This window comes from Aquibium microcysteis (genome assembly GCF_014495845.1).
GTDB classification, from domain to species: domain Bacteria; phylum Pseudomonadota; class Alphaproteobacteria; order Rhizobiales; family Rhizobiaceae; genus Aquibium; species Aquibium microcysteis.
This window is the reverse complement of the sequence record NZ_CP061080.1, coordinates 1797840-1812097: the sequence shown is the minus strand read 5'-3', so window position 1 is coordinate 1812097 and position 14258 is coordinate 1797840. Positions and strand designations below refer to the sequence as shown.

Genomic DNA, 14258 nt, shown 5'->3' with positions numbered 1-14258 from the left:
AGCACCGGTCCGAAAGGGCCGGTGTCTTCATTGACGTGTCCCGTGGATCGCCCGCTTCGCCGCGTGGTGATCCTGTCAGGCTCCGAAAACGGGAGCCAGAGGAGGGCGCGTTTCCTTCGTCCGGCACGGCGACGTTCCGGACTGTTTCATTCGAAAGGGAATGCGATGAGCAAGCGCGAATCCGCAAAGTACAAGATCGACCGCCGTCTCGGCGAAAACATCTGGGGCCGGCCGAAGTCGCCGGTCAACAAGCGTGAATACGGCCCCGGCCAGCATGGTCAGCGCCGCAAGGGCAAGATGTCGGACTTCGGTCTGCAGCTGCGCGCCAAGCAGAAGCTCAAGGGCCATTACGGCGACATTTCCGAAAAGCAGTTCCGCAAGGTCTACGAGGAAGCCAACCGCATGCGCGGCGACACCTCCGAGAACCTGATCGGCCTGCTCGAGTCGCGTCTCGACGCGGTGGTGTACCGCGCCAAGTTCGTGCCGACGATCTTCGCGGCGCGCCAGTTCATCAACCATGGCCACGTCAACGTGAACGGCCGCCGCGTCAACATCGGCTCCTACCGCTGCCGCGCGGGCGACGTGATCGAGGTTCGCGAGAAGTCCAAGCAGCTCGTCATCGTGCTCGAGTCCGTGCAGCTCGTCGAGCGTGACGTTCCGGATTACATCGAAGCCGATCATTCGAAGATGACGGCCAAGTATGCGCGCGTGCCCGGCCTCGGCGACGTGCCCTACGCGGTGCAGATGGAACCGAACCTGGTGGTCGAGTTCTACTCGCGCTGACCGGTTTCAGCCCGCCATCCGAGAGGCCGCCCCCGAGGCGGCCTTTTCTTTGGCGAAGACCTCGCCTAAAGCTTCGTGCGAACTGCGCCGCATCGGTCCGTCATCCGCCATGAACATCCAGTCGCCCGCCATCTCCGTGGAGGAGGACGAATGCCACCCGCTCTTCAGGGCGGTGCCGTCGACGGTCGAGTTCAACCGGCTGCGCAAGCGCCTCCTGCGCAATGCGCGTCAGGCGATGGAGGATTGCGCCATGGTCCGGCCGGGCGAGCGCTGGCTGGTGGCGCTCTCGGGCGGCAAGGATTCCTACGGCCTGCTGGCCCTGCTGCTCGACCTGAAATGGCGCGGCCTGCTGCCCGTCGAGCTGCTCGCCTGCAATCTCGACCAGGGCCAGCCCAACTTTCCCAAGCACGTGCTGCCTGACTATCTCGCGTCGCTCGGCGTGCCGCATCGCATCGAATACCAGGACACCTATTCGGTGGTCACCGACAAGATCGCGAAGGGGAAGACCTACTGCTCCCTGTGCTCGCGGCTGCGGCGCGGACATCTCTACCGGATCGCGCGCGAGGAGGGCTGCGCGGCGCTGGTGCTCGGTCACCACCGCGACGACATTCTCGAGACCTTCTTCATGAATCTCTTCCACGGCGGGCGGCTGGCCGCCATGCCGCCGAAGCTGCTCAACGACGAGGGTGACGTGATGGTGCTGCGGCCGCTCGCCTATTGCGACGAGAGCGATCTCGCCCGGTTCGCCGAGGCGATGTGCTTCCCCATCATCCCCTGCGACCTGTGCGGCAGCCAGGACGGACTGCAGCGCAACGCCATGAAGGCGATGCTCGACGGCATCGAGAGCAGGATGCCCGGGCGCAAGGACACGATGATCCGGGCGCTGGCCAACGTGCGGCCGAGCCATCTCCTGGATACCAAGCTGTTCGATTTCGCCGGTCTCGACGCCAGGCGCGGCCACGGGGAGCTGGACGTTGCGTTTTGACGAGAGCGACGTCGACTGGCTGGCGGACCTGCTCGACGAGGCGGCGCGGCGCGAGATCATGCCGCGGTTCAGGCGGCTCGGTTCCGGCGACGTGCGGCGCAAGTCGAGCGCGATCGACCTCGTCACCGATGCCGACGTCGAGGCCGAACGCTTCCTCACGGCGCGTCTGACCTCGCGATATCCGGGCGCCCTGGTGATCGGCGAGGAAGCCTGCGCGGAGGATCCCCGCCTGCTGGACGGCCTGGCGAAGGCCGATCTCGCCTTCGTGCTCGATCCCGTGGACGGCACCTACAACTTTGCCTCCGGCGTGCCGCTCTTCGGCGTCATCCTGGCGGTGGTGGCGAGAGGCGAGACGGTTGCCGGGCTGATCCATGATCCGCTCGGGCGCGACTGCATGATCGGCGTGAGGGGCGGGGGCAGCCGGCTTCGCCACGAGGGCGGCCGGGAGACGGCCGTGCGGGTGGCGCCCGCCGTGCCGCTGGCGGAGATGACCGGCAGCGCGTCGTGGCAGTATTTCGCCGAACCCGACCGGGCGCGGCTCGCGCGCAACCAGGCCAAGGCGCTCTCGCAGATCGCCTACCGCTGCTCGGCGCACGAGTATCGCCTCATCGCAAGCGGCCACGCGCATTTCGTCGTCTACAACAAGCTGATGCCGTGGGATCACCTGGCCGGCACGCTGATCCAGACCGAGGCGGGCGGCCATGTCGCGCGGCTCGACGGCAGCGCCTACCGGCCCGAGCATCTCGACGGCGGACTGCTCGTGGCGCCCGACCGGGAGAGCTGGTCGGAGCTGCGTCGCGAATTGTGGGCCGACTGACCGGCCGGCGCGCGGTTCAGACCCGCGGGTTCTGCGACCGGAAGAGCCGCCCCTTCTCCGCGATCAGCGTCATGACGAGCGCGATCGCGGCCGCCACGAAGTAGCCGCCTGCCAGCGGCGCCACGGTGCCGTCATAGGCCTGTCCGATCAGCGCGCCGACCACGCCGCCGCCTACCGTCTGCAGGAAGCCCTGCACCGAGGAAGCCGTCCCCGCGACATGGCCGAGCGGCTCCATGGCGAGCGCGTTGAAATTCGAGCCGATCCAGGCGAACTGAACCATCGCGACCGCGAACAGCGTCAGGAAGAGCCAGAACGGGATGGGACCGGCCAGCGCCAGGACGAAGGAGACGGCCGTGACCGCAAGGAAGCCGAGGAGGGCGCCGTGGGCCAGCCTCCGCATGCCGAAGCGCCCGACCATCTGTGCGTTGAGGAAGGACGACACGGCCATGAGGCCGGCCACCAACGCGAAGTAGAACGGGAACATCTCGCCGACGCCGTAGATGCCGACATAGACCTGCTGCGCCGAATTGATGAAGCCGAACAGCGCGCCGATGATGGCCGTCATGGCGATCGTGTAGCAGATCGCTACGCGTTCGGTGAGGACGATACGGAAAGCATCCAGGATGACGGCGGCGGTGAAGGGCCGGCGCTGGCTCGGCGGCAGCGTTTCGGGAAGCCGCAGCGCCGTCCAGACCGTGAAGGCGAGGGACATCACGCCGATGAAGATGAAGATGGTCGGCCATTCCGAAAACAGCATGATGAACTGGCCGATGCCGGGCGCGACGACCGGAATGACCATGAACACCATGAACACCAGCGACATCACTTCGGCCATGGCCCGGCCGCCGTAGACGTCGCGCACCAGCGAGACGGAGATGACGCGCGTGGAAGCCGCGCCGAGACCCTGGATGAAGCGCAGGACCAGCAGGATCGTGAAGGACGGTGCGAAGGCGCAGGCGAAGCCCGCGACGACGTAGATGCCGAGCCCGACCAGCAGAGGAATGCGCCGGCCGAAGCGGTCCGAAACGGGGCCGAACACGAGCTGCGCAAGCCCGAAGCCGATGACATAGGCGGTCACGACCAGCTGTCTGGAATTCTCGTCCTCGACGGCGAGGCTCATGCCGATCTGCTGCAGCGCGACCAGCATGATGTCGATCGCCAGGGCGTTCAGGGCCATGAGGCCCGCCGCGATGGCGATGAACTCCCAGCGGGGGATCGTCAGCAAAGGCGGCTTGCGCGGGGAGGGGGCGACCGTCGGGTCCATGGCAATGCGTCCGATCTACACACAAACAAAAAGGAAACGCGCCGCGGACGGCGCATTTCCGGCATCGGTCCCGGGTAATGGTCCCGGGATCCCGTCTTTTCAGATCGCGGCGGTGCCGGGCAGGTGTCTCAGGCGGCGCCCTTGACGCTCACGCCCTTCTCGTCGAGGAAAGCCTGCAACTCGCCGGCCTGGAACATCTCGCGGACGATGTCGCATCCGCCGACGAACTCGCCCTTGACGTAGAGCTGCGGGATCGTCGGCCACTGCGAGAATTCCTTGATCCCCTGGCGCAGCTCATCGGACGTCAGCACGTTGATCCCCTTGTAGTCGACGCCGACATAGTCGAGAATCTGCACGACCTGGCCGGAAAATCCGCACTGCGGGAAGCCGGGCGTCCCCTTCATGAAGAGGACCACGTCGTTGCCCTTGACTTCGCTGGCAATGAAATCGGTGATGGCGCTCATGGCTGTCCTTCCTTCTTCGTCCGGTTCAAGGCCGGAGATGAAATGCGTGTATTGGCTAAGCCTTAGATAGAAGATCGTCCGGTGCTTGTCGAGGCGCGGGCGTCGCCCCCGCATCGGCAAGGAGCGCCGATCCGGACCGGTCAGTCCGGTACGCTCGTCTGCAGGGCCAACGCATGCAGCACCCCGCCCATGTTGCCCTTCAGCGCGTTGTAGACCATCTGGTGCTGCTGCACGCGCGACTTGCCGCGGAAGCTCTCCGCCACGACCTCGGCCGCATAATGGTCGCCGTCGCCGGCAAGATCGCGGATCGTCACCCGGGCGTCGGGGATCGATTCCTTGATGAGCGTCTCGATGTCGCGGGCGTCCATTGGCATCAGTGTGCTCCATCCATGAATTTCGGGAACCAGCCTTCGTGGGCGGCGGCAAGATCGGCGAGCGGAACGGCCCGGCCGTCGCCGAGCATCAGGGAATCGCCGCCGGTGGTGCCCACCCAGGGCGCGAATATACCGAGCGACTTCGCTTCGTTCCACAGGTCGACCATCTCCTCGCCCTGCGGATCGAGGTCGATCTCGACCAGATAGCGTCCCTGGTCCTCGCCGAAGAAGAAGGGAATCGCGTCCACCTCGGCCGGACCGGGCAGCGTGCCGCCGATGCCGCCCGCCATCGCCATTTCGGCGAAGGCGACGGCGACGCCGCCGTCCGAAACGTCGTGCACGGCGTTCGCCGTCCCGCGCCGGATCAGCGAGCGCACGAAATCGCCGACGCGCCGCTCGGCGGCCAGGTCGACCGGCGGCGGCGTCCCCTCCGCGCTCGCGAAGACGGTCCGCAGATAGGCCGACTGGCCGAGATGGCCGTTGGCGAAGTCCTTGCGCGAGCCGACGAGCAGCACGGCCCGGCCGGGCGTCTTGAAGCCGACGGTCGCCATCGTCGTCCAGTCGTCGATCAGGCCGACGCCGGCGATGGTGGGCGTGGGCAGGATCGCCTTGCCGCTGGTCTCGTTGTAGAGCGAGACGTTGCCGGACACGATCGGGAAGTCGAGCGCGCGGCAGGCCTCGCCGATGCCTTTGATCGCCTGGACGAGCTGGCCCATGATCTCCGGACGCTCGGGATTGCCGAAGTTCAAATTGTCGGTCGCCGCCAGCGGCAGGGCGCCGGTGGCGGTGAGGTTGCGCCAGCATTCCGCCACCGCCTGCTTGCCGCCCTCGAACGGGTCGGCCTGGCAGTAGCGCGGGTTGACGTCGGACGAGAAGGCGAGCGCCTTGGACGGATGCGTGTCGATGCGCACGACGCCGGCGTCGCCGCCCGGCCGCTGCAGCGAATTGCCCTGGATCAGCGTGTCGTACTGCTCCCACACCCAGCGGCGGGAGGAGAGGTCCGGCGAGCCGAGAAGCGCCAGCAGCGCGTCGGCGGGATCGAAGGGATCGCCCGCGAATCCGGGAGCCGGAGCGCGGTCGCCGACCCAGGGGCGGGTGATGCGGCGGCTGCTTTCGGTCAGCGCCGCCATTCGCTCTCCGGCGTCCGCGTCGCCATCCAGCACGCGCGAGACGAGGTCGAGCATCTCGTCGCTCGCATCCGCCGCCGGTTCGCCCTGCGGCAGCGCCGCGGGCAGGGGAGGCACCACCCAGGGCCGGTCGTATTCGGGCGCCTGGTCGCCGAGATCCTTGATCGGCAGGTTCGCGACCTCCTCGCCCTGGTGGAAGACGCGGAAGCGGAGATCGTCCGTGGTCTCGCCGACGATCGCGAAGTCGAGGCCCCACTTGCGGAAGATCGCTTCCGCCGTGTCGCGCAGTTCGGGCTTCAGCACCATGAGCATGCGCTCCTGGCTCTCCGACAGCATCATCTCGTAGGCAGACATGCGCTCCTCGCGCACGGGCACCCTGTCGAGGTCGAGGCGGATGCCGAGATCGCCCTTGGCGCCCATCTCGACGGCGGAGCAGGTCAGCCCTGCCGCACCCATGTCCTGGATGGCGATGACGGCGCCCGAGGCCATCAGTTCCAGACAGGCTTCGAGCAGGCATTTCTCGGTGAAGGGGTCGCCCACCTGCACGGTCGGACGCTTCTCCTCGATCTGGTCGTCGAACTCGGCTGACGCCATCGTCGCGCCGCCGACGCCGTCGCGGCCGGTCTTGGCGCCGAGATAGACGACCGGAAGCCCGACGCCCTTGGCCTGCGACAGGAAGATGCCGTCCGTCCTGGCGATACCCGCGGCAAAGGCATTGACGAGGATGTTGCCGTTGTAGGCCGCGTCGAACTGCACCTCGCCGCCGACCGTCGGCACGCCGAAGGAATTGCCGTAGCCGCCGACGCCCGAGATGACTCCCGCCACGAGATGGCGTGTCTTGGGGTGTCCGGGCTCGCCGAAACGCAGCGCGTTCATCGCCGCGATCGGCCGCGCGCCCATGGTGAAGACGTCGCGCAGGATGCCGCCGACGCCGGTCGCTGCCCCCTGGTAGGGCTCGATGTAGGAGGGATGGTTGTGGCTCTCCATCTTGAAGATGACGCAGTCGCCGTCGCCGATGTCGACGACGCCCGCATTCTCGCCCGGTCCCTGGATGACCTGCGGACCCGTCGTCGGCAGGGTGCGCAGCCATTTCTTGGAAGACTTGTACGAGCAGTGCTCGTTCCACATGGCCGAGAAGATCCCAAGTTCGGTGAAGGACGGCTCGCGCCCGATCAGGTCGAGGATGCGCCGGTACTCGTCCGGCTTCAGCCCGTGCGCGGCCACGAGTTCGGGCGTGATCGGGACGGTGTTGGGAATGGTCATGGCGGGCCCTGTCGTGCGGTGGCGCGGTCTGAGCGCTCCATAGCGCAAGCGGGCGGAGGATGACACGGGGGGCGCGTCGGAAAATCGGCTCCGCTGCCCGACATGGAGCCATGGCGGCATCGGCTCTGCCGGCGCCCGTCTGCCCACGCGCAGGCCGACGCCCGTCAGCCGAAGCTGTCGTGGCCCGCGATGCCGCCTTCCAGCACGCGGCGGATGGTGTCGAAGCCGCGCAACACATCGTCGCGCGATCCGGCGGAGGAAAAGCCGACGCGGATGCGGTGATGGTTGCGCTCGGTCCGGACCGGCTTGTACTCGTCCTCCTCGTCGACGAGGACGCCCTCGTCGGCCACCGCGCGGCGGAACAGGCCCGACAGCCAGGGTTCCGGGAGTTTCATCCAAAGGAACGGGATGTCGGGCCGCGACGAGAACTCGCTTCCGGCGAGGATCGTCCTGGCCATCGCCTCGCGCGCCGCGGTTTCGGCCCGCACGCTCCGGCGGATCGCTTCGGCCTCTCCCGACAGGACGAGGCGTGCCGCCGTTTCCGACATCAGGAACGTCGGCAGGCTGCCTGCGACCATCCGGCTCGCGGTATGCACGCGCTGGGCGGTGTGCGGCGGGCAGGCGACCCAGCCGGTGCGCAGTCCCGCCGCGACGCTCTTTGACAGGCTCCCGACATGGAAGGTGCGCTCGGGTGCCAGCGACACCAGCAGCCCGGAGGCGTCGTCGACGAGATTGCCAAAGACCATGTCCTCGATGAGCCAGACATTGTGGCGCCGCGCGATGGCGACGATCTCGTTCAGCCGCCTGTCCGGCAGGGTCGCGAGCGTCGGGTTGTGAAGACTGGGCATCAGGAAGGTGAGCTTGGGGTGCTGCTGGGCGCAGACGTGGTCGAAATCCTCCGGGATCATGCCGTCGGCGTCGATCTCGACCATGACGGGGCGGCGCCCGATCAGCGCGGCGCTGCGGGCGATCGAGGAATAGGTGAGGGCCTCGAACACGATCCGGTCGCCCGGAACCGTCATCGCCGCGATCACGGCCATGATGGCGGCATGAGCGCCTGCGGTCGGCACGATCGATTCGGGCGACGGCTGCCAGCCGGTGCGCGAGAGCCACACGCGCCCGGCATCGAGCCAGGCGGGCAGGGGCTGACGGACGTAGTCGAGCATGTCGGCCGCGTGGTCGCGAGCGATCCGGGTGACGAGTTCGGAGATCAGGCGCGTCTGTCCGACGTCCGGAGCCGCGGTCGAGTCCATTCGCAGCTTGCCGGAGGTCAGGGGGAAGCGCGTGCCGCCGAAGACTTCCGGCTGCGGCTGCCGGGCCGGCTCGTCGCTGCTTCCGAGCACGAAGGTGCCGCGCCCGACCTCGCCCGACACCAGCCCCCGCTCGCGCACCAGGGCATAGGCGCGACCGACCGTCCCGATGGTCACGCCGAGGTCGAAGGCGAGATTGCGCTGCGGTGGCAATTTGGCGCCGGGCGCGAGCGCTCCGGCGGCAATGTCGGCCTCGATCCGGTCGGCGAGCCGCACGTAGATGGGTCCTTCGCCGTCCGAGAGGGTAGGCATCCAATTTGTCATCATGACAATTCGTTAGATTGTCACCGTCTGCATGTCAATGCATACCGTCCTTACAGGCGATGGCACACACCAGACGGATGGGATTGCTAGTGATGGGTACAATCGATACATTTGCCGGGCGGGCGCGGCCGGGGGCGCGCCGCCAGCCGGTCCGCATCTCCTTTCTTGCCGCTTGTACCTGGCTGGTGCGCTGGCTGCGACTGTCCGCGGAGCGTCGGCGCCAGAGGCGGGACCTCACGGAGCTCACCGACGATCAGCTGCGCGACATCGGCGTGTCGCGGGGGGAAGCCCGCCGGGAAGCGGCGCGTCCCTTCTGGAACTGACGCGTCGTCCGATCCGGCGTCGTCTCTCCTCCTCGCCGCGGCGCCCGCCTGCTTGCCAAGGTGACGTGCCGTGCGGTACCGCACCCGGGCACGATGCTCGAAACGGCAAGGGGGCAGCGCCCCGGCAGGACCGCATGTCGACCACGGACAGACTGACCATCCACCCGGTTGCCGGCCCCTTGCGCGGACGCGTGGCGCCGCCGGGATCGAAGTCGATCACCAACCGTGCCCTTCTCCTGGCCGGCCTCGCGCGCGGCGTCAGCCGCCTGACCGGGGCGCTGAAGAGCGACGACACCCGCTACATGGCCGACGCGCTCAGGGGGATGGGCGTCACCGTCGACGAGCCCGACGAGACGAGCTTCGAGGTGACGTCGGACGGCGTTCTCCATCCGCCGGCCGGGCCGCTCTTCCTGGGCAATGCCGGCACGGCGACGCGCTTCCTCACCGCTGCGGTGGCGCTGGGGCAGGGCCGCTACGTGATCGACGGCGACCAGCACATGCGCAAGCGGCCGATCCAGCCGCTCGTGGAGGCGCTGCGTCGCCTCGGCGTCGCCGTGGAGGCGCCGACCGGCTGCCCGCCGGTGACGATCGACGCCACGGGCCGTTTCTCCACCAGCCGCGTGATCATCGACGCAGGGCTGTCGAGCCAGTATGTCTCGGCGCTCCTGATGGCCGGCGCCTGCGGCCGGGAGCCCTTCGAGATCGAACTCGCAGGTGCCGAGATCGGCGCGCGCGGCTATGTCGACCTGACGCTCGCCGCCATGCGCGCCTTCGGGGGCCGGATCGGTCAGCCGTCGTCGTCCGTCTGGCGTGTCGAGCCGACGGGCTACGTCGCGACCGACTTCCACATCGAGCCGGACGCCTCGGCCGCGACCTATCTCTGGGGTGCCGAGGAGCTGACGGGCGGAGCGATCGACATCGGAACGCCCGCCGCGTCCTTCACGCAGCCCGACGCCATGGCGCACGCCGTCATCTCGTCCTTTCCGCGGATGCCGGCGGTCATCGACGGATCGCAGATGCAGGACGCCGTGCCGACGCTCGCCGTGCTCGCGGCCTTCAACGAGACGCCCGTGCGGTTCGTCGGGATCGCAAACCTGCGCGTCAAGGAATGCGACCGCATCCGCGCGCTCTCCACCGGGCTGAACGCGATCCGGTCCGGCCTCGCCACGGAACTCGGCGACGATCTCCTCGTCGCCGCCGACCCGACGCTGGCCGGTCAGCGCCTGCCGGCGGCCATCGACACCTTCGCCGATCATCGCATCGCGATGAGCTTCGCGCTCGCCGGGCTCAGGATCGACGGGATCACGATCCTCGATCCGGACTGCGTGGCCAAGACCTACCCCGGCTACTGGGACGCGCTGTCCTCGCTCGGCGTCTCTCTCGATCGCAGCTGAGGCCCGCTCAGGCCGTACAGCTCGTGGCGCCCGCGGCCCAACGCGAGACGTCGTTCTCGATGCGCGGCGCGAGCGGCGAGGCGGCGAGCGGGCCATAGATCTGAGGGGTCGCACCCACCGCCGTCACGACCAGCTGCGGCAGGGACTGCGGCTTCCCGCGCGGAATGACGAGGAGCCTCGGCGTCCCCGTGGTGTTGAGTTCCGGAACGATGCCGTAGGCCTTGAAGGCCGCGTCGGGCAGCCAGCACCGATGCGCCTGGGTGTTGATTCGCTGCAGGGTCGAGACCAGAACCGGGCCGCCGCTGGTCGGAACCGGCTTTTCGGTCGCGGTGCAGGCTGCCGCCGACAGGCCGGCGGCGACGACCGCCGCGAGGCGGGGCACGACCGGCTTGCGGCGCGAAGGCGATGCGGGAGACATGGTTCGCTTCCATCCATTGGCTGATGCGGAGACCGGCCGGCCCCCGAAGATGAGAATGTCACTACCGGGCGGAGGTTGCGCGGACCTGTCCCGGCGGAGACCGTCGGCCACCGGGCGAAACCCTACTGGCGGCGGCCGACCTGCCGGCGGATCGCCGCCAGGATTTCCTTCTGCAGCGCCTTGTTGGCGGTGACGGTCCAGTGGTCGTCGCCGGCTCCGGCGATGTCCTTGCGCTTCGACATGTCGATGTTGGTGATGCGCGTGCCGAGCTTCGGCGAGGTCAGCGCGACCCCGAGATTGTTCCCGGCGAAATGATAGTTCACGTAGCGGCGGACGTTGGCCGTCAGCGGCCCGTTCACGGTCGGGTCGATCGTGATGACCAGGTCGACCGGAATGCCGTCGGCCGCGAGCAGCGACGACACCGACAAGGCGGCATTGGCGCCGAAGGAGTGCCCGACGATCACGACCGGGTTCGGACGCTTGCCCGCTTTGTTGGCATCGGCCAGAAGCTGCGCCCGCACCGCGCTGCCCGACAAATGTCCGTGGACGACCGACTTGACGCCTGCCTTCGCCAGCTGGGCGGACATGTCGTCGAGACCGGTCGAGAACACGTTCAGGAAGCCCCGGATGAAGTAGACGTGGGTGACGGGATCGGCCTTCGCCTTCGGCGCGATCGTCGTCTGCGCGCCTGCGGGAAGCGCAGCGAAGAATGCCAGTGCAAACGCCAGGACCCGGCCTGCGCGTGCAAGGGCAGCTCGTGTCATGCGGCGATCCCCAGCACGCTCTCGAAGATCGGCCGCCCGTCGGCGCCCCCATGCGCGGCCTCGATGAGGTTCTCCGGATGCGGCATCAGTCCGAGCACGTTGCCTTCGCGCGACACGATGCCGGCGATGTCGTTGATCGATCCATTGGGGTTCGTGCCCTCGGCATAGCGGAAGGCGACCTGGCCCTCGCCCTCGATGCGCGCCAGCGTCTCGGCGTCGGCGAAGTAATTGCCGTCGTGATGGGCGACGGGGCAGCGGATGATCTGGCCCTGCCGGTAGTTGCGGGTGAACGCGGTCCCTGCATTCGCCACCTCGAGCTTCACCTCGCGGCAGACGAACTTCAGCGACGTGTTGCGCATCAGCGCGCCCGGCAGCAGCCCGGCCTCGAGCAGGATCTGGAAACCGTTGCAGACGCCGAGGACCTTCACCCCCTGGCGCGCCTTCTCGGCCACCGCGCGCATCACCGGCATCCGGGCCGCGATGGCACCGCAGCGCAGGTAGTCGCCATAGGAGAAGCCGCCGGGGATGACGATGAGGTCGACGTCGGGGATCTCCGTCTCGGTCTGCCAGACGGTGCGCGGCGCCGTCCCCGAAATCTTGGTCAGCGCCGCGATCATGTCGCGGTCGCGGTTGAGGCCGGGAAGCAGGACGACGGCGGATTTCATGTGCGAAGGATCCTGGAACGCGTGCGGCGGGTGGTCAGGGCCGGATCGGCCGCTGCGGCTCGGCGAATTCGCGCAGATCGAGCCGGCGCTCGATGCGGTCGAACCGCTCGTCGTGGCGGGCGAGAATGCCGTAGATGTTGTGGATGTCGGTCTGGATACCGATGAGGTGTCCGCGAACGACGTTGAGTTCGGTCTTGATCTCGGAGAAGTCCCGGCGCATTTCGGTGAACCCATGGTTCATCCGCTTCAGCAGCTCGTACATCAACTCGTTCGTCGCTTCGGCCATCCGGCCCTCCGCAACCTCAGGTCATGGCGATACTATAGTTCTCGATGACGGTGTTCGCCAGAAGCTTTTCACACATCGCCTTCAGGTCTGCCTCCGCCTTTACCCGATCGGAACTCTGGATCTCGACGTCGAAGACCTTGCCCTGGCGCACGGAGCCGACGCCTTCGAAGCCGAGGGCGCCGAGCGCGCCTTCGATCGCCTTGCCCTGCGGGTCGAGGACGCCGTTCTTCAGCGTCACGGTGATTCGCGCCCTGATCACGAGGCGGTACTCCTGTTCGATGAAACCGGTGCGGCGGCCGTCAGTGCGGCCGGCCGCGACCCTTGCCGTTGCCGGAGGTGACGAGGACGGGACCGCTCGGCTTCGGCGGCTCGTTCTCGTTCATGATCCCCAGCCGGCGCGCGACCTCCTGGTAGGCCTCGACGAGCCCGCCCATGTCGCGGCGGAAGCGGTCCTTGTCGAGCTTGTCGTTGGTGGCGATATCCCACAGCCGGCAGGAGTCCGGCGAGATCTCGTCGGCCACGACCACGCGCATCATGTCGCCTTCGTAGAGGCGGCCGCACTCCATCTTGAAGTCGACGAGCTGGATGCCGACGCCGAGGAAGAGGCCGGAGAGGAAGTCGTTGACGCGGATGGCGAGCGCCATGATGTCGTCGATTTCCTGCGGCGAGGCCCAGCCGAAGGCCGTGATGTGCTCTTCCGACACCATCGGGTCGTCCAGCGCGTCCGCCTTGTAGTAGAATTCGATGATCGAGCGCGGCAGCACGGTGCCTTCCTCGAGACCGAGCCGCTTGGCCAGGGATCCGGCGGCGATATTGCGCACCACCACCTCGAGCGGGATGATCTCGACTTCCTTGATCAGCTGCTCGCGCATGTTGAGCCGGCGGATGAAGTGAGTCGGGATGCCGATCCGGTTCAGGTGCGTGAAGATGTGCTCCGAGATGCGGTTGTTGATGACGCCCTTGCCATCGATCACCTCGTGCTTCTTCTTGTTGAAGGCGGTGGCGTCGTCCTTGAAGAACTGCACGAGCGTGCCGGGTTCCGGCCCCTCGTACAGGATCTTGGCCTTCCCTTCGTATATGCGGCGGCGGCGGTTCATCTGGTTTGGAGGTCCTTGCGAACGGAGGGGACCGGGTCGGTGTCGACGGCAGCGGCCGGGTATGGTGTTTCTGCCGCGGTCTGTATCGCAACTGCGCCATCTTCTCAACGTGCAATCGCCGCGCCCGCGGCGCTTTGCGCCGATCGCGGCGCGACAGTTTGTGCACCGCGTTCGATGCGGCCCTGATTCCCTTTGATTTCACTGCGGAGCCACCATATTGAACCACCGGGATCATCCTTTTCCGGAGGCGACGCCATGACCAACATGAACGACCGCAGGGACGCGTTCGAGAGCAAGTTCGCGCATGACGAGGAACTGAAGTTCAAGGCGACGGCGCGGCGCAACAAGCTGCTCGGTCTGTGGGCCGCAGAGAAGCTCGGCAAGACGGGCGACGCGGCCGATGCCTATGCCAGGGAGGTCATCGCGTCCGATTTCGAGGAAGCCGGCGACAACGACGTGTTCCGCAAGGTCCGCAAGGATTTCGATGCCGCCGGCGTCGAGCAGTCCGACCACCAGATTCGCCGCACCATGGACGAACTCCTCGTGGTCGCCGCCGAACAGCTGAGCAAGGCCTGACGTCGCATGGGGAGGCGGGCGAGTGCCGCAGCCGGCCTCGCCCGATACGGAACGTTGAAGGGCGCACGCGCCGGTCGGGGAGAA

Annotated in this window: 17 protein-coding genes; 6 read left to right on the top strand and 11 right to left on the bottom strand. The window is 67.5% G+C overall.

What is annotated here, in order from left to right:
• Positions 1-165: 165 nt before the first annotated feature.
• The 3 genes from rpsD (at position 166) to IAI54_RS08285 (ending at position 2585) form a co-directional block, all read left to right on the top strand.
• Entirely contained in the window at positions 166-783 is a 618-nt protein-coding gene (gene rpsD, locus IAI54_RS08295; protein WP_187971894.1) for a 30S ribosomal protein S4, read from the top strand.
• A 109-nt stretch (positions 784-892) separates the two neighbouring features.
• On the top strand, positions 893-1768 hold the full coding sequence (gene ttcA, locus IAI54_RS08290) for a tRNA 2-thiocytidine(32) synthetase TtcA (protein ID WP_187971893.1): 876 nt from the start codon (positions 893-895) through the stop codon (positions 1766-1768).
• Positions 1758-2585, top strand: a complete 828-nt coding sequence (locus tag IAI54_RS08285) for an inositol monophosphatase family protein (RefSeq protein ID WP_187971892.1) — start codon at positions 1758-1760, stop codon at positions 2583-2585. The genes ttcA and IAI54_RS08285 overlap by 11 nt, the downstream gene beginning before the upstream one ends.
• Positions 2586-2601: 16 nt before the next feature.
• On the opposite strand, the gene IAI54_RS08280 is transcribed toward IAI54_RS08285, so the two are convergent.
• The 5 genes from IAI54_RS08280 to IAI54_RS08255 form a co-directional block, all read right to left on the bottom strand.
• On the bottom strand, positions 2602-3849 hold the full coding sequence (locus IAI54_RS08280) for a multidrug effflux MFS transporter (RefSeq protein ID WP_187971891.1): 1248 nt from the start codon (positions 3847-3849) through the stop codon (positions 2602-2604).
• 128 nt (positions 3850-3977) lie between these two features.
• A complete protein-coding gene (grxD, locus tag IAI54_RS08275) occupies positions 3978-4313 on the bottom strand; it encodes a Grx4 family monothiol glutaredoxin (RefSeq protein WP_187971890.1) in 336 nt (111 codons plus the stop codon).
• 140 nt (positions 4314-4453) lie between these two features.
• Positions 4454-4687 (bottom strand): BolA/IbaG family iron-sulfur metabolism protein, encoded by a 234-nt coding sequence (locus IAI54_RS08270; RefSeq protein WP_187971889.1) that lies wholly within the window; start codon positions 4685-4687, stop codon positions 4454-4456.
• Positions 4687-7197, bottom strand: a complete 2511-nt coding sequence (gene purL / locus IAI54_RS28945) for a phosphoribosylformylglycinamidine synthase subunit PurL (RefSeq protein WP_420838269.1) — start codon at positions 7195-7197, stop codon at positions 4687-4689. Before purL ends, IAI54_RS08270 begins: the two co-directional genes overlap by 1 nt.
• 44 nt (positions 7198-7241) lie before the next feature.
• Positions 7242-8651: an aminotransferase-like domain-containing protein gene (locus IAI54_RS08255; RefSeq protein WP_187973076.1), complete on the bottom strand. Its 1410-nt coding sequence runs from the start codon at positions 8649-8651 to the stop codon at positions 7242-7244.
• Positions 8652-8743: 92 nt separating this feature from the next.
• On the opposite strand from IAI54_RS08255, the gene IAI54_RS08250 reads away from it, so the two are divergent.
• Both IAI54_RS08250 and IAI54_RS08245 read left to right on the top strand, forming a co-directional pair.
• Positions 8744-8974, top strand: coding sequence for a DUF1127 domain-containing protein (locus IAI54_RS08250; RefSeq protein ID WP_235679296.1), 231 nt, complete (start codon positions 8744-8746; stop codon positions 8972-8974).
• Positions 8975-9108: 134 nt separating this feature from the next.
• Positions 9109-10368 carry a 3-phosphoshikimate 1-carboxyvinyltransferase gene (locus IAI54_RS08245; RefSeq protein ID WP_187971887.1) on the top strand — a complete coding sequence of 420 codons (1260 nt, stop codon included), beginning with the start codon at positions 9109-9111 and terminating at the stop codon, positions 10366-10368.
• 7 nt (positions 10369-10375) lie between these two features.
• Here IAI54_RS08245 and IAI54_RS08240 read toward each other — a convergent pair whose 3' ends face one another.
• From IAI54_RS08240 to purC, 6 genes are all read right to left on the bottom strand, one after another.
• Entirely contained in the window at positions 10376-10786 is a 411-nt protein-coding gene (locus IAI54_RS08240) for a hypothetical protein (protein ID WP_187971886.1), read from the bottom strand.
• Positions 10787-10908: 122 nt separating this feature from the next.
• A complete protein-coding gene (locus IAI54_RS08235; RefSeq protein ID WP_187971885.1) occupies positions 10909-11550 on the bottom strand; it encodes a hypothetical protein in 642 nt (213 codons plus the stop codon).
• On the bottom strand, positions 11547-12215 hold the full coding sequence (gene purQ, locus IAI54_RS08230; RefSeq protein WP_187971884.1) for a phosphoribosylformylglycinamidine synthase subunit PurQ: 669 nt from the start codon (positions 12213-12215) through the stop codon (positions 11547-11549). The genes IAI54_RS08235 and purQ overlap by 4 nt, the downstream gene beginning before the upstream one ends.
• 34 nt (positions 12216-12249) lie before the next feature.
• Positions 12250-12501 (bottom strand): hypothetical protein, encoded by a 252-nt coding sequence (locus tag IAI54_RS08225; protein WP_187971883.1) that lies wholly within the window; start codon positions 12499-12501, stop codon positions 12250-12252.
• A gap of 16 nt (positions 12502-12517) precedes the next feature.
• Positions 12518-12760, bottom strand: a complete 243-nt coding sequence (gene purS, locus IAI54_RS08220) for a phosphoribosylformylglycinamidine synthase subunit PurS (protein ID WP_187971882.1) — start codon at positions 12758-12760, stop codon at positions 12518-12520.
• 40 nt (positions 12761-12800) lie between these two features.
• Positions 12801-13598 (bottom strand): phosphoribosylaminoimidazolesuccinocarboxamide synthase, encoded by a 798-nt coding sequence (gene purC / locus IAI54_RS08215; protein WP_187971881.1) that lies wholly within the window; start codon positions 13596-13598, stop codon positions 12801-12803.
• Positions 13599-13853: 255 nt separating this feature from the next.
• Between purC and IAI54_RS08210 the strand changes: the two genes are divergently transcribed.
• On the top strand, positions 13854-14174 hold the full coding sequence (locus IAI54_RS08210) for a DUF1476 domain-containing protein (RefSeq protein WP_187971880.1): 321 nt from the start codon (positions 13854-13856) through the stop codon (positions 14172-14174).
• Positions 14175-14258: the final 84 nt, after the last annotated feature.